18 protein-coding genes and 1 tRNA gene are annotated in these 20,447 nt (G+C 46.5%); 13 read left to right on the plus strand and 6 right to left on the minus strand.

Annotated features, from left to right (window positions below; all coding sequences use genetic code 11):
- Window positions 1-38 precede the first annotated feature (38 nt).
- A complete protein-coding gene (locus IQ263_RS00885) occupies window positions 39-755 on the minus strand; it encodes a Uma2 family endonuclease (protein ID WP_194065729.1) in 717 nt (238 codons plus the stop codon).
- Between the two features lie 48 nt (window positions 756-803).
- On the minus strand, window positions 804-3,815 hold the full coding sequence (locus IQ263_RS00890; RefSeq protein WP_194065730.1) for a bifunctional diguanylate cyclase/phosphodiesterase: 3,012 nt from the start codon (window positions 3,813-3,815) through the stop codon (window positions 804-806).
- 397 nt (window positions 3,816-4,212) lie between these two features.
- Here IQ263_RS00890 and nfi point away from each other — a divergent pair, with 397 nt between their 5' ends.
- On the plus strand, window positions 4,213-4,866 hold the full coding sequence (gene nfi / locus IQ263_RS00895) for a deoxyribonuclease V (RefSeq protein ID WP_194065731.1): 654 nt from the start codon (window positions 4,213-4,215) through the stop codon (window positions 4,864-4,866).
- A 599-nt stretch (window positions 4,867-5,465) separates the two neighbouring features.
- Window positions 5,466-5,696 carry a KGG domain-containing protein gene (locus IQ263_RS00900; RefSeq protein ID WP_194012612.1) on the plus strand — a complete coding sequence of 77 codons (231 nt, stop codon included), beginning with the start codon at window positions 5,466-5,468 and terminating at the stop codon, window positions 5,694-5,696.
- A gap of 5 nt (window positions 5,697-5,701) precedes the next feature.
- On the opposite strand, the gene IQ263_RS00905 is transcribed toward IQ263_RS00900, so the two are convergent.
- Both IQ263_RS00905 and IQ263_RS00910 read right to left on the minus strand, forming a co-directional pair.
- Window positions 5,702-5,860 carry a hypothetical protein gene (locus IQ263_RS00905; protein ID WP_194065732.1) on the minus strand — a complete coding sequence of 53 codons (159 nt, stop codon included), beginning with the start codon at window positions 5,858-5,860 and terminating at the stop codon, window positions 5,702-5,704.
- Between the two features lie 221 nt (window positions 5,861-6,081).
- The gene (locus IQ263_RS00910; protein ID WP_194065733.1) at window positions 6,082-6,237 is read right to left on the minus strand and encodes a hypothetical protein; all 156 of its coding nucleotides are present in this window, start codon (window positions 6,235-6,237) and stop codon (window positions 6,082-6,084) included.
- A 54-nt stretch (window positions 6,238-6,291) separates the two neighbouring features.
- Here IQ263_RS00910 and IQ263_RS00915 point away from each other — a divergent pair, with 54 nt between their 5' ends.
- Both IQ263_RS00915 and IQ263_RS00920 read left to right on the plus strand, forming a co-directional pair.
- Window positions 6,292-6,822, plus strand: a complete 531-nt coding sequence (locus IQ263_RS00915) for an FHA domain-containing protein (protein WP_194065734.1) — start codon at window positions 6,292-6,294, stop codon at window positions 6,820-6,822.
- 858 nt (window positions 6,823-7,680) lie between these two features.
- On the plus strand, window positions 7,681-9,684 hold the full coding sequence (locus IQ263_RS00920) for an FHA domain-containing protein (protein WP_194065735.1): 2,004 nt from the start codon (window positions 7,681-7,683) through the stop codon (window positions 9,682-9,684).
- A 178-nt stretch (window positions 9,685-9,862) separates the two neighbouring features.
- Here IQ263_RS00920 and IQ263_RS00925 read toward each other — a convergent pair whose 3' ends face one another.
- Complete coding sequence (locus tag IQ263_RS00925) at window positions 9,863-10,285, minus strand: hypothetical protein (protein WP_194065736.1); 423 nt, start codon at window positions 10,283-10,285, stop codon at window positions 9,863-9,865.
- Here IQ263_RS00925 and IQ263_RS00930 point away from each other — a divergent pair.
- The 7 genes from IQ263_RS00930 (at window position 10,284) to IQ263_RS00960 (ending at window position 18,588) form a co-directional block, all read left to right on the plus strand.
- Window positions 10,284-10,712 (plus strand): hypothetical protein, encoded by a 429-nt coding sequence (locus IQ263_RS00930; RefSeq protein ID WP_194065737.1) that lies wholly within the window; start codon window positions 10,284-10,286, stop codon window positions 10,710-10,712. The genes IQ263_RS00925 and IQ263_RS00930 overlap by 2 nt on opposite strands.
- A gap of 225 nt (window positions 10,713-10,937) precedes the next feature.
- Window positions 10,938-12,080: a DNA cytosine methyltransferase gene (locus tag IQ263_RS00935; RefSeq protein WP_194065738.1), complete on the plus strand. Its 1,143-nt coding sequence runs from the start codon at window positions 10,938-10,940 to the stop codon at window positions 12,078-12,080.
- A gap of 200 nt (window positions 12,081-12,280) precedes the next feature.
- Complete coding sequence (miaB, locus tag IQ263_RS00940) at window positions 12,281-13,621, plus strand: tRNA (N6-isopentenyl adenosine(37)-C2)-methylthiotransferase MiaB (RefSeq protein WP_194065739.1); 1,341 nt, start codon at window positions 12,281-12,283, stop codon at window positions 13,619-13,621.
- A gap of 255 nt (window positions 13,622-13,876) precedes the next feature.
- Complete coding sequence (locus IQ263_RS00945; protein ID WP_194065740.1) at window positions 13,877-14,278, plus strand: hypothetical protein; 402 nt, start codon at window positions 13,877-13,879, stop codon at window positions 14,276-14,278.
- Window positions 14,279-14,455: 177 nt separating this feature from the next.
- Complete coding sequence (locus IQ263_RS00950) at window positions 14,456-15,547, plus strand: D-alanine--D-alanine ligase family protein (RefSeq protein WP_194065741.1); 1,092 nt, start codon at window positions 14,456-14,458, stop codon at window positions 15,545-15,547.
- Window positions 15,548-15,810: 263 nt separating this feature from the next.
- Complete coding sequence (locus IQ263_RS00955; RefSeq protein ID WP_194065742.1) at window positions 15,811-16,893, plus strand: AI-2E family transporter; 1,083 nt, start codon at window positions 15,811-15,813, stop codon at window positions 16,891-16,893.
- Between the two features lie 450 nt (window positions 16,894-17,343).
- The gene (locus tag IQ263_RS00960) at window positions 17,344-18,588 is read left to right on the plus strand and encodes an HhoA/HhoB/HtrA family serine endopeptidase (protein ID WP_228049703.1); all 1,245 of its coding nucleotides are present in this window, start codon (window positions 17,344-17,346) and stop codon (window positions 18,586-18,588) included.
- 191 nt (window positions 18,589-18,779) lie between these two features.
- Here the strand turns inward: IQ263_RS00960 and IQ263_RS00965 are convergent.
- Window positions 18,780-18,864 (minus strand) — tRNA-Ser (locus IQ263_RS00965).
- A gap of 214 nt (window positions 18,865-19,078) precedes the next feature.
- On the opposite strand from IQ263_RS00965, the gene IQ263_RS00970 reads away from it, so the two are divergent.
- Entirely contained in the window at window positions 19,079-19,447 is a 369-nt protein-coding gene (locus IQ263_RS00970; RefSeq protein WP_194012927.1) for a 2Fe-2S iron-sulfur cluster-binding protein, read from the plus strand.
- Window positions 19,444-20,121 carry a thermonuclease family protein gene (locus IQ263_RS00975; protein WP_339384835.1) on the plus strand — a complete coding sequence of 226 codons (678 nt, stop codon included), beginning with the start codon at window positions 19,444-19,446 and terminating at the stop codon, window positions 20,119-20,121. The genes IQ263_RS00970 and IQ263_RS00975 overlap by 4 nt, the downstream gene beginning before the upstream one ends.
- The last annotated feature ends 326 nt before the right edge of the window (window positions 20,122-20,447 follow it).

Genomic DNA, 20,447 nt, shown 5'->3' on the forward strand with positions numbered 1-20,447 from the left:
ACGGGATAGCTTTGCACGCGGGTACTTCATCCAATTTCCTACACAGTATCAGGATCTACGCCCAACTCCCGCAACCTCGCCGCCAATCTTTCAGCTTTCTGCAATTGAGCTTGTTCTGCCTTAATTAACCCTTCCACCAATGGCGGATCTAAAATTTCATTGACTGATAATCTCAGATTGGGAAATACTACAGATACCATTTCTTCACCCGGCAAGTAATTTACCTCTGTATAAATGTCATCACCTTCGAGAAATGCCATAACTCGCACCCGTTGTCTGTTTTCTGTTGGGTCAACAATTACATATTCCGGTACGTTAGCTAGTTGGTACTCTCCTCGTTTAGTTATATAATCTGCCCGCCGATCTTGGCTGACCACTTCTATTACTACTAACGGCGTTTCATCAAAGCCAAGGATGCCGGAACCGGGTCTTGCAAGAGCTTGTTCCCACAAACTTTGAGTGCAGACAACTACATCGGGAATGCGGGATGTAGCATCTTCTGTTCTCACTCCTACAGAAGTTTTTACTACTAAATCGAGATTGTGTTCAGCGAGATAACGCTGTAATTTGTAAACCCAAAATTCGCAGATGCTTGTGTGTAATGCGCTAGCCGTTGCCATCGGGATTAATTTGCCTTTGTACAGTTCATATTTTACATCAGGATCTCCTTGATAAACTCGGTATTCTTCAAAGGTTAAAGTTGGGGAAGTATCAATTTTCTGGTCGAGTACAACTGGGGCGATCGATTGAGACATAGGTTTTGATATTAGTTGGCCTTGATACATTTCCTATTGTAGATCGGATTACCATTTGGGCGATCGCCTCAACAAGGCTGTAGCTGCCTCGCTGTCGAGAGGTTTAGAGAAAAAGTACCCCTGACCGTACTCGCAGCCGATCGCCCGCATTTGAGCCAATTGCACGGCGGTTTCCACACCTTCTGCCACTACCTCCATCCCCAAACTGCGGGCCAGCATGACGATCGCCCGCACGATTTCCAAATTTTCCCCAGCAGAGCCGATGCGGCCGATAAAAGAGCGATCGACCTTCAAAATATTAATCGGGAATTTGTGCAAATAACTCAGAGACGAATAACCAGTACCGAAATCATCAATACACAACCCGATTCCCAACTCTCTCAACTGCGAAAGCATAGCCGCCGCCGCTTCCCCATCTGCCATCACCACAGTCTCAGTAATCTCCAACTTCAAACAGCGAGCATCAACACCAGTTTTCTGCAAAACTTGCTTCATTTGCTCGATCGAATCGGTTGCCGAAAACTGTCTTCCCGAAAGATTTACAGCTACTGTCAGACGCGAATTGTCAGCAGGTAAATTCAAACTTTGCCACTGAATAATTTGGCGACAGCTTTCATTCAAAACCCACAAACCCAAAGGCATAATTAAGCCTGTTTCCTCAGCCATCGCAATAAATTCCATCGGGGAAACCAAACCCCGTTCCGGGTGCAACCAGCGCACCAGCGCCTCAAATCCAATAACAGAGCCGCTTTTTAAACAAACTATGGGCTGATAATAAACAGTAAAAGGACATTCCAATTTAAGAGGAGGAGCCAATTGTGATTTCAAACGATCCCGCCGGCGATCGATTTCGCATACAGGCGAATTTTCCCCCACCAGCCCACCTGCAAAATTCACAATTGAATATGTCAAATTCAGTTCTTCAACCGACTGCCGCAAATCGTGTTCCAAGTGCATCAAAGCCACAGCCCGAGTGTGCATCGCACTGGTAAACACTTCGTAGCGAGCTTTACCGAGAGCTTTGGCGCGGTACATCGCAATATCAGCATCGCGCAAAATATCTCCAGGTAACTGATATTTTTCGGTACTCAAAGCAATGCCGATACTAGCAGTAATTAAAACTTTATGACCTTCTAAATAAAGCGGTCGTTCGATCGCCCTGAGAATTTCCTTTGCTTGGGCGATGGCCTCATCAACACCGTGAATTTCCTCCAGCAAAATCACAAACTCATCTCCTCCCAGACGAGCCGCCGTATCGCCCGGTCGCAAACAAGTCAAGAGACGGCGGGCTACAGCCACCAACAGCCGATCGCCCGTACCGTGTCCCTGGCTGTCATTAATCACCTTAAACCTGTCCAAATCCAGAAACAGCACCGCAAACTGATAGTTCGGATGCCGTTTGACGCGGGCAAAAGCTTGCCCCAACCTGTCAGTCAACAAAGCGCGGTTCGGCAACTCCGTCAGCGCGTCGTGCAAAGCATCGTGCAACAATTGGTCTTCAGCCGCCTTGCGCTCAGTCACGTCGTGACAGTTGACGACAATTCCCCGCACCGAAGGTTCCGCGAGCAAATTCGTCGCCACCGCTTCCAAAACGCACCAGAAACCGTCCTTGTGCCACACTCGGTATTCCGCCAATCCCATACCAACCCTCGGCATTTCGATGACACCTTGGAAAACTTGAGCCACCATCGGCAATTCGTCAGGGTGAATCAAATCAAATACAGAGCGGCCGAGCACTTCCGCCGTCGGGTAGCCCAAAATCCGCTCGGCGGAAGGAGAAACATAGCGGCAAAAGCCTTTTTCGTCCAGAATTACAATAATGTCTCTAGCATTTTCAATCAGCGAGCGAAAACGCTTCTCGCTTTGCCGCAGTTCTTGTTCCGTGCGCTTGCGATCGGTAATGTCGGTATTCAGGTAAATCAGACCGACAATTTTCCCCGTGGGGTCTTTAATAGCATCGGCCCGCAGCAGCACTTGCACAATTTCGCCACTTTTTGTGCGGTTGGTAACTTCACCAGACCAAGAATAACCTTGGGCGATCGTGTCCAGTACCTCCCTAGCGACGGCGGGGTCTACAAAAACTGTCGGTATACCTCCAGCGAGTTTCAATTCCTCTGCGGTGTCCCATTCAAATAGCTGAGAAAACGCTGGATTTTGATAAATGTGAGTGCCGTTGGCATCGCTCATGCCGATCGCGTCGCTCGAACTTTCCACCGCCTTGCGAGTCAGCACCAGAGCTTCTTCTGCTTGCTTGCGCTCGGTAATGTCAATCCCTACCAGACAAGCTGCATTCCCCCGATCGTACTTTTGAGCGACAATCAAATAATGTCCCGCCGACTGTCCGCCGTCGGTTTTCACCTTAGCGCTGAGTTCTTTAATCGCTTCCGTAGCGTCGCCGGCAAAAAACTCCACCACAAAAGAATGAAAATCCTCACTCGCGCCCAGAAAACCGATATCTTGACCGACAAAAGCCGAGGGCGGCAAACCGTGCAGTTTGGCTAGGTGCTGGTTAACCCCCAAATAGTGCAAATCCGAGCTAATCCAAGACACTGTTCCCGGAACTGCTTCCAAAATCGTTTGCAGTTGGTCGTTAGCTTGCTGCAAAGCTTCCTGTACTTCTATGCGTTCGGACAAGTCCGACTGAACGGCTACGAAGTGAGTCAATTTACCGCTGTCGTCTCGCAGGGGATATAGGAACAATTTGTTCCAAAAAGGAGTGCCGTCTTTACGATAATTTTTGATTGTTGTCTGGATTTCTCGACCTTGGCGCAAGGCCTCGCGGATCTTAGCTACGGTAGTGCGATCGGTATCGGAACCTTGCAAAAATCGGCAGTTGCGCCCCAACACTTCATCGGCGCAGTAACCCGTGATCCGCTCAAAGGCAGGATTGCAATAAAGTATGGGACAGTCTGGTGCAATGGCATCAGCAATGATAATAGCGTTGCTAGTAACTGCCAAAGCTCGATCGCGCAGCCACAGTGGATCTGAGGCCGTATGGCGATCGGCCGCACTTTCCACTTCACCTAAATTAGAAATTGACTGGTTTTCCCGATCTCCCATCAGCCGAACTTTCAAGCAAACCTTTACAATTTCCGAGTTGTTTCTTACTTTAGCGTTTTTCTGGGTGCCCGCCACGTAAATTGTATCTTGGCGTTAAAATACGTAGGATTTCACCCAGCGTTGTGATACCAAGTTCATAAAGTAGCGCTAGATATTATCCCCCACCCCCCAAAACATCGGGGGGGCTAAGACTTCATCAGCACATCTTTATAAAAATAGTATTGGTTGTCTTTTCTAATGTTGGTGTTGCGCCATTAAAAAAATCACATCTTCGCGATCGCGCAGTGAAAAACCCTGAATTTCTCCCCCATCAAAACGACCAAGGATCAAAATCCCAGATGAAAAATGGCAGAAAATAAGTTAAACTTAGATGAGAACGGTTGAATCAAGATATCTAATGTGGCAGCGACACCCTTGGCCCGAAACAATTGAAGAGGCGATCGCCATTCAAGAACACCTCCGGCCATTGGTAATTACCGAAAATCAACTTGAGACAGTTCGGTATGTCGCAGGCGTAGATGTCGGCTACAACAGTGCAGACAGCCTATCGCTGGCGGCTGTCACAGTTCTGAGCTTTCCCGACTTGCAATTGCAGCAGCAGTCTGTGGTTCGCAGTCCTACAGCTTTTCCTTACATTCCCGGTTTCCTGTCTTTTCGAGAAGTGCCTGCAGTCCTGGATGCTTTAGAAAATATCAGTTTGAAACCAGATTTGATATTGTGCGATGGTCAAGGACTCGCTCACCCCCGCAGGTTCGGTCTTGCCTGCCATTTGGGAGTTTTGACAGGAATTGCGACGATCGGAGTTGCCAAAACTCGATTTATTGGAGAACATTCAGAAGTAGGACTCGAACGGGGCAGTTGGCAGCCCTTGCTGGAGGATGGCTCGATTTTAGGTGCGGCACTCAGGACGCAAACAGGGGTAAAACCGATTTATGTATCGATCGGTCACAGAATAAACTTGATAAGTGCGATCGAGTACGTCCTGTGCTGCACCCCAAGATACCGCTTGCCTGAAACCACTCGATCGGCCGATCGACTAACAGCGGAATAACTGGCAAACCCGGAAGGGCTAGGTGGATTTTGGCATTTTTCGCATTTTCGATGGGGGATTTGACTTGCAGCGCCGTGAATCACCGGAGATTGAACTCTTGTCTAAAATTTCGATCTCTCTAGGGGTGAAGTCGGAAAGCAAGTATCGATTTTTGGGTGGGAACACAAAAAAAGAAAAGTAAAAAGACCAAAAAAGTATCCGTCTTTAGACTTGAAATTTTTGAAGTGTCGCCCCCTTGTCGAAAAATCCTCTGAGTTTACCGCCAATCAGCTTTCGGTTCCATCCTTCTAGCGAACTAAAGAATGACTATACCTGAGAAAGAGGTATAAAAGTTGAGGGATTTATAGAATGATTGAAAGACGGTAAACTGCTTAAACATGGGCGGCTCTAATTACAGTGCCCGGGCGTGAACTATTTTTAGTTCACATTTGTAAATTACAAAACAGTCATTCTGTGACTTAAACCAACAGTTTAAATTCGCGCGATGGCGTTTGATAATTTACCGTCTGATATCTCACCACTGACTGGAAATACCAATTACAGTGGGAGGCGAAGGCGCGATCGAGCTAAAAAATCAGAAAAAACACAAGGAGACAGTCATGGCTGAGAAAAGCAAACGCGGATTCGCTTCTATGGATGCCGAAAAACAGCGCGCAATTGCTAGCAAAGGTGGAAAAGCTGCACACGCGAAAGGAACAGCCCACGAATTTACTTCGGAAGAAGCCAGACAAGCTGGTCAAAAAGGTGGTGAAGCTGTCAGTAGAAATCGGGAACACATGGCTCAAATTGGTCGAGAAGGTGGTAAGAAAAGCCGCAAGAGCGAAAGTTAATTCTCTTAAACCTTTGCCTGCAACGAAACGAGCAAACGCTCGCGTTTGAGGAAGTGGAGCGATCGAATTCCCGCAATCAGCGAGTTCGATCGCCACATCAAAAAATCGCAAACAGCGCCCCGCTTGACAACTGCAAAAACCCCGCAGCCATTAGTGATTAGCAAGCAATCGCCGGCAAATCAATAACAAAGCGCCAGTCGGGTGCAGAATTTTTCAGGAAAAAAAGCTGGCAAACTGCGCGATTCGATTTCTCAAACAAAGCCGATAGGAATACGAAAAGCCCCAAAGTAGGGGCTTTTTTGTTGAAGTTAACAAAATATTTTTTTACATCAAGTCCGATAGATTACCATAACAAAAACCGTACTGCGAACCTTACTAATTGCGGTTAATCTGCCGGAAATGATATCAGAGGTATACATTGGGCGATCGCCATTGTGACGTCAGAAACCGGGTTTCTTTGCAGATTTCTGATTGCCAAACCCAAAACTCGTCGTAGAAACCTGGCTTTTTTGCCCGATCGCGCGAGTCCAAAAACGAGCATAAGTGTTGATATAAATAGGTAAAATATTTTATATGTTCAGGAAACAATAGAATTATGATAAACCAGCTAACTTTAACATGGACAGAGGCTGGGGTGCGTCAAACTCAGACGATTCAACACGGACAGCCGAGCAAAAATCCGGGAACCGTAAGACTGGGGCGCGATCGGGCAAAATGCGATCTAGTATTGGACGATCGCAGCGTATCGGGACTTCACGTCGAAATATTTTTCGATCGAGAATTGCAAGAATATGCAGTGCGGAATTTGCGCCCCACCAATCCCCCGCTGGTAGACGGAAAAATTCTCGCCTCCGGCGAAGCAACATTGAGATCCGACAGCCGGATCCATTTAGGCCAAGTGCAAATCGATGTGGTGTCTGCGCCTGCGGTACAAGTAGCCGCGCCGCAGACAGTTTTGCTGTGCGGGCCCGCGGTTCCAAGTTCTTCCCCGCCGACAGGGCCTTCAAAATATGGTTTGCAGTGTCCCAAGTGCAGCCGCGTTTCGCCTTACGCGCAGTTGAGTGCGGGGTGTCCGTGGTGCGGTACTTCTCTGGCGGCGGCGATGAGTGTGGTGCTTTCTCCTTGATGGCTTTTGATTTTTGATTTTTGATTGTGGCGAGATTTTTAATTTTTGATTTGAGACAGAGGCTAGGGCGATCGCCGATGCTAGGATCTGGTACATCTGTGCTTTGCATTTGAGGTGCGATCGCTCTCAAAAAAACATCCTTTTTGCCATGTCCCAGATGCTCTCGCTAAAATCCTAGCGTTTCCCCCAGCTCATTTTCCCTTCAAAATCTCGCGGGTAAAGTGAACCGAAGCCGCCCACACTTAAATATATCCGCCCATTTACCTTACTCATACCAATTTTCCAAATTAATGCAACAGTATATGTAGGGTATGGATAAATCGACAATCTCTAAAAAAAAGTGACAATCTAATAGCGACGCACCTTAATACATTGGGTGAACTAAACAACCCTCCGTTTCACTGCGTCCAACAATTTTATTGTTGCAACATTTTTTCTAAATGGTATAAACCCGGTTTCTAGGGAAATATCGGGCCCAGCAACCAGAATATTTCTAGACGGACGGGGGGTCATAAACCGGTTTTTTTTTACCAAAAAGCGCGTTGTCACCCAGAGTAAGGGCAAAAAACCAGGTTTCTTGGGTTTTAATGCGTAATTCCTGCATAAGTCTACCGAACTGCGTAGTTTCTAACTCCCCGTGCCTCTAAAACTACTAAAGTTTGTGAGATCAGCTCTCATCTCAATTCCGGTTGCACTCATACATGATGTTAACTGTTAACGGTTAACAGTTAACAGTCAACAGTGAATTTACTATTCCGATGAAGAGAGAATTTGATATCAAACCAGAACCCTCAAATTCAAAAATCTTTTTTCACAGAAAGCTCAAAGCCGACGGCTAATGTTTAAAAAATCATCATAATGAATCCTCAACCCTTGCGCCTGCGACTGACTTGGAAAGACACAACTACCGGGGATTGTCACTCTCCGATACTCGACTTGCCGATCGCCTTGGGACGAATTTTTGAAGCTATGCCCGCCACAATCAACGGAAAACGAGTTTCTCGAATTGCCCTCAGCAGCAGTCAAATTTCTCGCTTTCACGGAGTCATTGCTACCGAAGGCGACAGTATCGTAATTACTGACACCGGCAGCCGCAACGGTACTTTTGTCAACGGTACCCGCCAAAATCGGTGCGTGCTGGCCAACGGGGATATGCTGCAAATCGGGCCCTACGCGATCGGCATTTCCTTTGCTGTGAACTCCGCAGAAATCCACTCTGTCAATTCTCACATTTTCTTTAACCCGCAGACCAATGGGCCAGACCCGTCGATCGCGCCGCCAATGGTGTCGCCACATCCTCAAACAGCTAGCAGCGGAGAATTTCCGCCGATCGCATTTTTGCAGGCGAATCAAATAACCATGCGATCGCTCCAATCGATGGGAATCCCTGTAGTCGAAGTTGATTGGGCCGCCGTTGGGGGCGGCTTGGGCAGCTTTATGTGGGTGGATTTGCTGAGAATTTGCGGCGTGAAAGTCGATCGAATTGCGGTTTTGGGCCTGGAAGAGCAGCCTTACGCCCGCTACCGCCGGTTATGCCTAAATTCTCAAATTCCGCTGCGGGAACGGCTGCGATCGAATTCTGACGCTTGCCCAGACAACATTTGGGGCTGGCCTCCCTATGCCCTGCGGGAAGCTTGGCAGGAATTGCTCAAAGGGCGGTTGATTGTATCGCTAAAGTTGATGTGGCAGGTGTTTGCGGAACCGACTTTTGCCGAAACTTATACGCCTCGCGCCGGAAATGTGTTTGATGCGATTGACAGGGAAACTCTGCGAATTGGGTGGAGTCAGATGTTTCGCTACGGGAGAGTGCGGGCCATTCGCAAAACAGATGACGGCAGGTACGCGATCGCTTATTCTCGATCGAATGCCGATCATCGCGATCGGGCTTTTTTAATCGCCAAATACGTACACTTAGCCACGGGCTATCCCGCCATTCAATTTTTACCGGATTTGCAAGCTTACCGCGAAAAAACCCAGGATTTTGAGTCGGTTGTCAACGCTTACGAAAACCACGACGGCGTTTACCAAAAATTGGAGGCCAGCGGCGGCAGCGTGTTAATTAGAGGCCGGGGAATTGTGGCTTCGCGCGTGGTGCAGCGGATTTACGAAGCGCGACAGCGGAACCGCAATATTCAAGTATTGCATTTGATGCGATCGCCCAAACCTCAAGGTAACAAATTTAAACTCGCTCAGCGAAGAGTCGAAAATCACTACGAATTTCAACCTTTCAACTGGCCCAAAGCCTGCTGGGGCGGCGAACTCCGCGTACTTTTAGAAAAAGCTCAACCAGAATTGCGCCCGCAATTGCTCGCAGACTGGGGCGGCACCACTACAGCCAACCGCAGCGACTGGCGGCGGATAGTCAAAGAAGGTTTAAGTCAAGGATGGTATCAAATTACCTTCGGCGAAGTCGAGCGAGTCGAGCGCGACATTCAAAACCGCACCGTGACGTACATTCAGGAAAAAGAACTCAAGGGGCAAATTAAGTTAGAAGCTGATTTTATTATTGATGCTACGGGTTTGGACGCTAAAGTAAAAACCAGTCCCCTGTTAAACGATTTGGTAGTTCAATACAATCTTCCCCTCAACAATTTGGGGCGGCTGAGCGTGCACAAAAATTTTGAAGTCCCCGAATTGCGTAACACTTCCCCCACCCACGGAGAAGGGCGAGTGTACGCAGCGGGCGCGATTACTTTGGGCGGGGCTTACGCGCCGGTAGACAGCTTTTTGGGCTTGCAATACGCCGCCCTGCGTTCTGTTGAAAGTCTGGCGGTTGACAGAGTTCCGGGTGTCGGCAAATTGAGCGTTTGGCGATCGTTCATGCAATGGTTAAAGTGGATTTTAAATAAATCTCCCGGCTAATTTGAAGAAGTCAGTAGTTATTGGTTATTGGTTATTAGTTATTGGTTATTAGTTATTGGTTATTGGTTATTTGTTATTTGTTATTGGTTATTGGTTATTTGTTATTGGTTATTGGTTATTGGTTATTTGTTATTGGTTATTGGTTATTGGTTATTGGTTATTGGTGATTGGTTATTTGTTAGCTCCAATGCCCAATGCCCAATCCCTCCGCTCCGCCCAATTCCCAATCCCTCCGCTTCGCTCCGCCCAATTCCCAATCCCTCCGCTTCGCTCCGCCCAATTCCCAATCCCTCCGCTTCGCTCCGCCCAATTCCCAATTCCTCCGCTTCGCTCCGCCCAATTCCCTGCGCGGGCCAATCCCTCCGCTTCGCTCCGCCCAATTCCCAATTCCCAATCCCTCCGCTTCGCTCCGCCCAATTCCCAATTCCCAATCCCTCCGCTTCGCTCCGCCCAATTCCCAATCCCTCCGCTTCGCTCCGCCCAATGCCCAATTCCCAATCCCTCCGCTTCGCTCCGCCCAATTCCCAATTCCCAATCCCTCCGCTTCGCTCCGCCCAATTCCCTGTTTGGCCAATCTAAAATATAAAATATAAAATCGCATGACTCCCACCCTATTCGGCCGCTGGCAAACTCGCTTACTGCTATTTGCAACCGTAGGCGTTTTAGTAACACTGCCCTTTTTTATGGGTTTAATGACAACCAAATCCGGCTCAATTTTTTTCTTAATTTTAGGCTATCTAGCAATTTTTGGCCTCGGCTGGGATGCCTTATATATCTATATCCAGCAGTTTCGCTGGGATCGAGATTGGCCCGGTGTATTTCAATTGCTCGCCGGGATTTGGGAAGCGCTTTTTGTGTTATTTTTAATCAAGATTATTGGTTTGCCGGGAATACCTGCCCAAGATTTTGACTTGGGAGCTTTTGCACTGCATTATAGTTTAGTGTGGCTGGCTATTTATCTAGCATCGCAAACACTAATGCGGATTTTGTTTCCCCACTGGCGTTTCCGAGGCGGACAGTGGTTTTAAGCATAGATTTGAATTGCGTATTTTTGTGATTTTAAGTAAAACCGCAGATATCAGGCAGATAAACACAGATAAACGCAGATGCTTTTTATGAGAGACAAGCGACTAAATACATTGCAAGTCTAGTGGTGATATTCGTTAGCCGGCTTTGCCGATTTTTTGACTGTCAAAGGTGCAGAATTTACAGGATTTATAGTAAGCTTTTTATTCAATAAATGGGATGATTTAATGCACTCTCTTCCTTGTATATTTTCGTTCTTTTCCGGTTCAGGATTCCTTGACCTCGGTTTTGAATTGAGCGGCTTTAATGTAGCGTATGTCAATGAAATTTTCCCACCTTTTATGCAAGCATACCGCTACTCTCGCCAGTGTCTGAATTTACCGCAGCCAGAATACGGACACTGCGAAGGAGAGGAAGCAGATGTGACTCGACTTATAGAGGGAAAACCAGCACTTCATTTGCGCGAATTGATGCAGGATGCCCGCAAGCATCACGATATTGTAGGATTTATTGCTGGGCCACCTTGTCCTGATTTTTCTATTGGTGGCAAAAACCGAGGTGGGGAAGGAGATAAAGGTCAACTTTCAGCTTCGTACATTGAATTGATTTGTCAGCAGCAGCCGGATTTCTTTTTGTTTGAAAATGTCAAAGGTTTGTGGAGAACTAAAAAACATAAGGCTTTTTACGACGAACTCAAGCTTAAGTTGGCTGATTCGGGATATGTTTTTGTGGAAAGGTTAATAAATGCGATCGAATACGGTGTCCCGCAAGATAGAGACAGGATTATTTTAATCGGTTTCCAAAAAGATATTGTTAAAAATATGGGTATTTATTTAGATAAAAATAGCCCGATGTTGCCTGAAAATTTATTTCCTTGGTCGAATCAGATATTATATCCAAAATCTGAAGTTTTTGCTTGTCCTTGGCCTGAAATAAATGCCTTTGCCAGCGATAGTTTTTTGCCTTGTCCTGATAGCATTCCGCAAGAGTTAACAGCACAGTTTTGGTTCCAAAAAAATGATGTTGCAAACCATCCTAATGCCCAACACTATTTTCAACCAAGAGCGGGAATTAAAAGATTTGCTGCTGTCGATGAGGGAGATGATTCTAAAAAATCTTACAAGCGTTTGCACCGGTGGCGCTATTCGCCGACTGCTTGTTACGGCAATAACGAAGTTCACTTGCACCCCTACAAAGTTCGCAGGCTTTCTGTTGCAGAAACACTGGCTATTCAGTCTCTGCCCAAAGAGTTTGCACTGCCAGAAAATATGACTTTAACTAATATGTTTAAAACGGTGGGTAATGGAGTTCCTTACTTAGCTTCCCAAGGAATTGCTAAAACAATTTTACATTTTTTGGATTCTAAATAATATAGTAGTCTATCAAAATTACCCTCGGTAATTGGGTTTGTAGTGAGGGCTTGAGTCCTCAGAAAAAGAGAGGACTAAAGTCTTCACTACAAACGATTTCGAGCGTGGGTGAATTAACTGGAGATGATATTATCCACAAAAGTGTTATAATAGTTGGTTGAGCTTGAAAACCTAGATTTTTTATTTGCCTGCAATTCGCCATGACTGTTAAACCCCGCCGCTATCACATCACTACTTTCGGATGCCAGATGAATAAAGCCGACTCGGAACGGATGGCCGGCATTCTGGAAAATATGGGCTTTGAGTTTTCGGAAGACCCTAACGACGCTAGCTTGATTCTCTACAATACTTGCACGATTCGCGACAATGCCGAACAAAGAGTTTATTCTAACCTGGGAAGGCAGGCTCATCGCAAGCGCAAAGAACCTGGTTTGACTTTAGTTGTGGCTGGATGCGTGGCGCAGCAGGAAGGTGAAGCGCTGCTTCGCAGAGTGCCGGAATTGGACTTAGTAATGGGGCCACAACACGCTAACCGACTTGAAGATTTGCTGGAAGAAGTTTTTCAGGGAAATCAAGTTGTGGCGACTGAAGCTGTTGAGATTATGGAGGATATTACTAAGCCTCGTCGTGATAGTAAGGTGACTGCTTGGGTGAATGTAATTTATGGCTGCAATGAACGCTGCACTTATTGTGTTGTGCCGAATGTTCGCGGGGTTGAACAGTCACGAATGCCGGAGGCTATTCGGGCGGAAATAGAGGAGTTGGGCCGTCAAGGTTACAAGGAAGTGACTTTGTTGGGGCAGAATATTGATGCTTACGGGCGCGATTTGCCGGGGACGAAACCGGATGGCAGCAACCAGCATACTTTGACGGATTTGCTTTATTTTGTGCAGGATGTTCCTGGGGTCGATCGCCTCAGATTTGCTACTAGCCACCCGCGCTATTTTAATGAAAGATTGATTAAGGCTTGTGCGGAGTTGCCGCAGGTTTGCGAACATTTTCACGTGCCTTTTCAGTCTGGAGATAATGATATTTTGAAGGCGATGTCGCGGGGTTATACTCAGGAGAAGTACCGCCGCATTGTTGATATGATTCGCGGTTATATGCCGGATGCTTCGATTACTGCTGATGCGATTGTGGGTTTTCCTGGGGAGACGGAGGCGCAGTTTGAGAAGACTCTGAAGTTGATCGAAGATGTTGGTTTTGATTTGGTGAATACGGCGGCTTATTCGCCTCGTCCGGGAACGCCGGCTGCTTTGTGGGAAAATCAGTTGAGTGAGGAGGTGAAGGCCGATCGCCTGCAACGAATCAATCATGTAGTCACAACAACGGCTATGGAACGATCGCAGCGCTATTTCGGACGTACTGAGGAGGTTTTGGTGGAAGTTCAGAATCTTAAGGATTCAAGTCAGGTGATGGGACGCACTCGCGGCAATCGTCTCACTTTTTTTAAGGGCGATATTGCACAGTTGGCGGGGAAAATTGTGCGGGTTAAAATTACAGATATTCGCGCTTTTAGTTTGACTGGAGAAATGCTGTAAGGGTTTTGACAGAACTTGTGCAAGACCTCTATTATGTTGTAGGGGCCCCGCAAGCACCTGAGATAAAGATTATAGCAATCCTCGCATCAGTTTTGTAATTTATTGTAGGGCTGTTCCCTTTGAAAATCCCCGGTTAATCAGGGGTAGGCACGGGGCGCTACCCCCTACAAGTTTTGCGAATCATTTAGGATTGCTATAGTGCGATCGAGAGGAATGCAAGTCCTCATTTAAATTAACAAAAAAGGGTTTAAATTCATGACACCAAGTTCAGAATTCGACGAACAACAGTCTGCTTCACAAGCTGATTTGCCGCAGCCAAACGAAGAGGGAGAATATACAAGAACTTCGCACCAATATTGGGAAGTGGTAGATTCTGACCCGAACGGTCTCAACTGCCGCATGGGATCTCATTCGATTCGGGAAATTGAAGATCCGGGGAGCAAGATAGATTTAAATATTGGCAGTTGGCCTGTTGTTGGTACTTTGAAACAAGGGCAGAATTTTGAAATTTATCTCGGCCCTAGCGGATTGGGGGTTTTGTATGACGATCGACATCAACCTTGGTTTTTTGTGGCAAAAAGTGAGGGTGTCGGGGGGCCGAGTAATTGTTTTGTTCGGGCTCGCAGCAGTTTTGTGAAACCTATACAGCCGGAGTAGTCTGTATAGTTTATCTTGGCTAGAGATGGTTTACTTTCTAACAAAATATATTTTTTAACCGCAGAGGGCGCAGAGAACACAGAGGAAGAGTGGGAGGGAAGGGATCGGCGGTTTGTTTCTGCGTTGGCTGCGCTAAGTGCGTGTATATTTGTCAAAAAGTACCGGGAGTATTGAAAAATGACGAAGATGCGGATCGGGTTACTCTTCGGCGGGCGATCGGGCGAACATGAAGTTTCGATTAGTTCGGCGCGGGCGATCGCCCGCGCCCTCGCTGCTGATGCAAATGCCTCTAAATACGAAGTTCTGCCCTTTTACATCCAAAAAGACGGCCGCTGGCTGTCGGGCGCGACACCACAACAAGTTTTAGAAACAGGAAAATCTCTGGAAATAGAGTCGCAAACAGCACAAGGAGAACCCGAAAACTCTGCTTTGTCTTCTCCACAACCGCAATTTCCTAATTTTAATTCCGTAGATGTTTGGTTCCCGGTTTTGCACGGGCCCAACGGTGAAGACGGTACGGTGCAAGGGTTGCTTAAATTATTGCAAATTCCTTTTGTCGGTTCCGGGGTTTTGGGATCGGCGCTGGGAATGGATAAAATTGCGATGAAAATGGCTTTTGCTCAAGTTGGTTTGCCGCAGGTAAAATATGTCGCTGTCAACCGTTCCGATATTTGGTCTAATCCTTGCGTTTTCCCCAAACTGTGCGACAAAATTGAGGAAAGTTTGGGTTATCCTTGCTTTGTAAAACCCGCGAATTTGGGTTCGTCTGTGGGAATTTCTAAGGCTCGATCGCGCGCTGAATTAGAAGCGGCCCTCGACAGCGCTGCCAGCTACGACAGGCGGATAATTGTGGAAGCGGGTGTGGTGGCTAGAGAGTTAGAATGTGCGGTTTTGGGCAATGACAACCCAAAAGCTTCTACGGTGGGAGAAATTACTTTTAAAAGCGATTTCTACGACTATGAAACTAAATATGCTGAGGGACAATCCGATTGCTCAATCCCGGCAAAAGTTAGCGATGCGATCGCCTCGCAAATTCAAGAAATGGCAGTTCAAGCGTTTTTGGCTGTAGACGCAGCCGGTTTAGCGCGAGTAGATTTTTTCTACATTGAATCGACGGGAGAAGTTTTGATTAATGAAATTAATACTTTCCCAGGTTTTACAGCTACCAGTATGTATCCTCAAATGTGGGCGGCGGACGGCATTCCTTTTCCAGAATTAGTAGATTGTTTAATTCAATTAGCTCTCGAACGGCACGGGAAAAAAGGTTGAATCGCGAGTCGCTATCCTGTTTTGGTAGCAACAGCAAAAAGTAAGTTATTCCGCAGGTAATATATTTATACTGGCGGAAACGATATAAGATGGTTCTGGCAGGCAATGCCTGCCAGCAGCTCAATTTCTGCGGCTGGTCGAGCAACTGATGATTTTCTGCAGGCTGGTATAAATAAATTCAACATAAAATGGTTGACCCAGAACCGCGAATAGCAGTGTCAATCTCGCATCAGGCATCTCCAATTTTAACTGGGTTAACTTAGATGAGACGTTTCACTCAACTGTCGCATTGGTGGACTTACGGATTGTTCTTTCCGCTAACGGTACTCAACTGCTGGTTAGCGCTGCTGGTTTTTGAATATTTTCGGGCCCTGATTACCGTTTTGGTAGTCGCTACAGTGTTCTCTTTTTTGCTAGATTATCCGGTGCGCTTTCTCCGCAGATATGGTTTGAAGCGCGATCGGGCAGTTTTGTCGGTATTGTTTTTGACTTTACTGATATTAGTGGTTTTAACTATCACTCTGGCTCCTATTTTGCTCAATCAAGTCACTGAACTCGCCACGAGGCTGCCAACTTGGATAGTTTCTGGGACGCAACAGATTGAAGCATTTAACAAGTGGGTGGAAAATCGAAATCTCCGCATTGATATTACCAGTTTAACTGCTCAATTGAACGATCGACTTTCAGCTCAATTGCAGTTTCTCACGGGCGAAATCCTCAAATTTGGTTTGGGTGCGGCAGACAGTGCCGTGAATTTTCTCCTGACAATAGTCCTGACATTTTACTTGCTCTTGCACGGCGATCGCCTGTGGGAAGGATTATTTAAGTGGCTACCTTCCAAACTGAGCTTGCAATTGCGGCTGTTGCTGGCGCGAAGTTTCCACAACTACTTCGTCGGCCAAGCAACTTTGGCGGGTTTGATGGGACTATCGATGACTGTGGCTTTTTTAATTTTACGAGTTCCCTTCGGCTTGCTGTTCGGTTTGGGTGTGGGTGTAATGACGATGATTCCCTTCGGGGCACCTTTTAGTATTTGCGTTGTCAGTTTGCTGATTACATTAAACAACTTTTGGCTTGGTGTCACAGTTTTAGCTGTTGCTACCATAATCGATCAAGTCATTGAAAGCGGGGTCGCTCCTCGGTTATTAGGCGGTTTTATCGGCTTGAATCCCGTGTGGATTTTAGTGTCGCTGCTAATAGGGGTGAAAGTTGCGGGATTAGCAGGTTTGATAGTTGCGGTGCCGATGGCCGGTTTTATTAAGAATGCTGTTGATGCTTGGGAAATTTCTAGGCACAAATCGATGGAAATTGATGAGGTTAATGCTATTGAACCTATGGAGCAATAATACTATTTTAGATTTGAGATTTTAAAATTGGGAACGATCTCGCAGCCCGTAAAATAACCCCGATCGCCTTTGCAGTCAAGACTCAGGTTTTGACTGCAAACTAATTTAATTGCAGTCGCGACCGCTAAGTTGACAAAACTGATTCGATGAAGATTTCTTCCGAGAAAATACGGAATATGCGGGTCGGCTACCGTAGTATGTATTATCGCATTTAGGTGGCAATTGGCCAGTGCTGACAAAAGATCGCCCTTGCAAACAGCAATCAGCCATTAGCCGGGTACAGTCCGGTTTCTACCCCACCCTGTAGGGTAAACCCTACCAGGCAAGTAGATCTAACAAATGCTTGAATTAAAATTATAGAGCATTGAGTTGTAAGTTAGTTACACGGTAGTGCTAAAAATGCAAAACGATAATTATAAGTCTCGCCCATTTTCCAACCATATCAATACTATGTCAAGCAAAAATATGCCTAATCAAACTCAGCTTTCTCGCAAGTTTTCTATGCCCAAAAAACTTGCTTTTTTATCTCTAATTTTGATCGGCTCCACCGCAACTGTCGGCTGCAATGCCCTAACTTCTTCACTTCCCGGCTCTTCTAACGCCATCAAAGCTGAACCTGCAAATGCTGCATCGCCAATCTCAGGATTCCCGGCAAATATACTGCCTTCTCAAGACTCAAATTTTGTGAGTAAAGTGGTGCAGGAGGTCGGGCCTGCAGTGGTGCGAATCGATTCTTCTCGCACGGTGAAAACCCAACAGCCTGATGTTTTGAACGATCCGTTTTTCCGGCGCTTTTTCGGGCCGGACTCTCAGGTACCGCAGGGAAATCGGGTAGAACGAGGCTCCGGTTCGGGTTTTGTTTTTGGTTCCGACGGTCGCATTTTGACTAATGCTCACGTTGTTGACGGTGCCGATACGGTGACGGTAAAACTGAAGGACGGTCGCGAATTTGTGGGCAAAGTTTTAGGGGTAGATACAGTTACTGATGTGGCTGTTGTGAAAATTGAAGCTAACAATTTGCCTGTGGTGAGTTTGGGCAAATCTGAAGAGTTACTGCCGGGAGAATGGGCGATCGCGATCGGCAATCCCCTCGGTTTGGACAATACCGTGACTGTGGGGATTATTAGCGCTACAGGCCGTTCTAGCGCCGATGTCGGCGTTCCCGACAAGCGCGTCAGCTTTATTCAAACCGATGCCGCCATCAATCCCGGCAACTCCGGTGGCCCGTTGCTGAACCAGCGCGGTCAAGTTATTGGCATGAATACGGCGATTATTCAAGGTGCCCAAGGATTGGGTTTTGCGATTCCGATCGATCGGGCGCAACAAATTGCCGACCAATTAGTAAGCACCGGAAAAGCCGAACATCCTTATCTCGGCGTTCGGATGTTGAGCATTACCCCCCAAATCAAGGCAGAATTCAATAAAAATCCCAACCCTAAATTGAAGCTGACTGACGATAAAGGCGTGTTAGTTCTGGGAGTTGCGAAAGATTCTCCGGCCTCACAAGCGGGAGTTCGCGTTGCCGACGTGATTAAGAAAATTAACGGTTCAGAAGTAACTGATGCTGGCAGCGTACAGCAAATTGTCGAAAAAAGTAAAGTAGGCACTGATATGCAGCTTGAGTTGAGTCGCGGCGGGCAACCGGTGACTGTGGCGGTGAAAGCTGGTGCTTTTCCGGCCGATATGAAGCAGTAGAATGGTTGATATTTCAGGTTGAGTTAAGCCAGGGATTTTAGGTCTCTGGCTTAACTTTTAAGCTTTTTCGAGGGGCGGGTTTATAACATTTCTGGCAAAAGATAAGGGATTGACCGATCGATCGCTCAATCCATCAATCCCCCAATCTGTAATTTCAACTTGTAACTTACCTTTTTGACAAAGGCTATAAACGGAGAGGGAGGGATTCGAACCCTCGTTAAGTTGCCCTAAACACACTTTCCAGGCGTGCGCCTTCAACCGCTCGGCCACCTCTCCAGGACTAAATTTATTCATTTAGCCACAGCTAAACTATCTTAGCAGAACAAATCAGATTTGGGAAGGGGTAAGGGCATAAATTTGTTGTTTAATGTGGGTAGGGTGTCACGCGGGGCGGATAGAATTCTCCTCGCCGTAGCGCAAACCCATTGATATCAAGGATTTTGCCTGCCAAACCCGAATCTAAAATCTAAAATCTAAAATCTAAAATTCCATGACTCGTTCTTACACCATTAAAATTCATAACAGACAGACAGGCGATCGCCACACAGTGCGAGTACCCGAAGACCGCTACATCCTCCAAAGCGCGGAAAACCAAGGAGTAGAATTGCCTTTTTCCTGTCGCAACGGCGCTTGTACCGCCTGTGCGGTGCGCGTCAAGTCGGGGGAACTGCACCAGCCTGAAGCAATGGGGCTTTCTGTGGAACTGCAAAAAGAAGGTTATGCTTTGCTGTGCGTCTGCTATCCCCGTTCTAACATTGAGGTAGAGACGCAAGACGAAGACGAAGTTTATGAATTGCAATTTGGTCGCTATTTCGGTAAAGGTAAGGTTAGAGTTGGTTTGCCCTTGGATGAAGAATGATCTCAAATCCGGTAGCGGAATTATACCAGAGCGAGCCGATCGCGGGCGAGACATCACTACAAGGGAAAATTTATTACGAAACAGAAAACTTTTATTTTCCCTGCCAAAGTATAGCTTCCCTCAATTGCCAATTGCCAATTCCCCATTCCCAATTAATAATGCTGCTTTATCGGTTATGTGCGATCGCCCTTTGCGTGTTGTTAGCTAGCTGCCAAAAACCAGAAATGCCCCAAGGTACGATCGCCAAAGTAGAAAGAATCCTCAGCGGGCAAACAATCGAAGTTATCAGCACAGCCGACAAAATCGCCTTATTAGAACAAATCAGACTGATTGGTATTGATGCACCAGATTTTCAACAGCAACCTTGGGGAGAAGCAGCCAAACAAAGATTAGAACAACTAATTGGGGGGAAACAAGTATTGTTAGAATCCGACATCGCAGAAAAAGACCAGTTCGATCGCAAATTAGCTTATTTGTGGCAAGATGGAATTTTGCTCAACGAACAGCTAGTCAAAGAAGGTTATGTTTTGGCATCAGGGCGATCGCGCAACACGAAATATCAACAGCGACTCCTAAACGCTCAAGAATGGGCGAGACTCATGGGTAAAGGCCTGTGGAATCCAGAACGAGCTTTGCGCCAAACACCCGCAGAATTTCGTCAACAAAATCAGTAGTCAGTAGTCAGTAGTCAGTAGTCAGTAGTCAGTTGTCAGTAGTCAGTTGTTAGTTGTCAGTAGTTATTGGTTATTGGTTATTGGTTATTGGTTATTGGTTATTGGTTGTTATTAGCTATTAGTTATTGGCGATCGGCAAATGGTGATTAGTCACAGACTAAAAGCTCTTCAGTTATTACTAATAACTCATGAGCAATGATTTCCTTCTTCCTGATGACGTTGGACGGAAAGCTCGGCAGGGACAGCAAAACATGACTAATAACAACCAACAACTCACAAATGACAAATAACAAATAACAACTAACAAGCAACAACTAACAAATGAC

It is taken from the genome of Tychonema sp. LEGE 06208, from assembly GCF_015207505.1.
Classification (GTDB): Bacteria; Cyanobacteriota; Cyanobacteriia; order Cyanobacteriales; family Microcoleaceae; genus Microcoleus.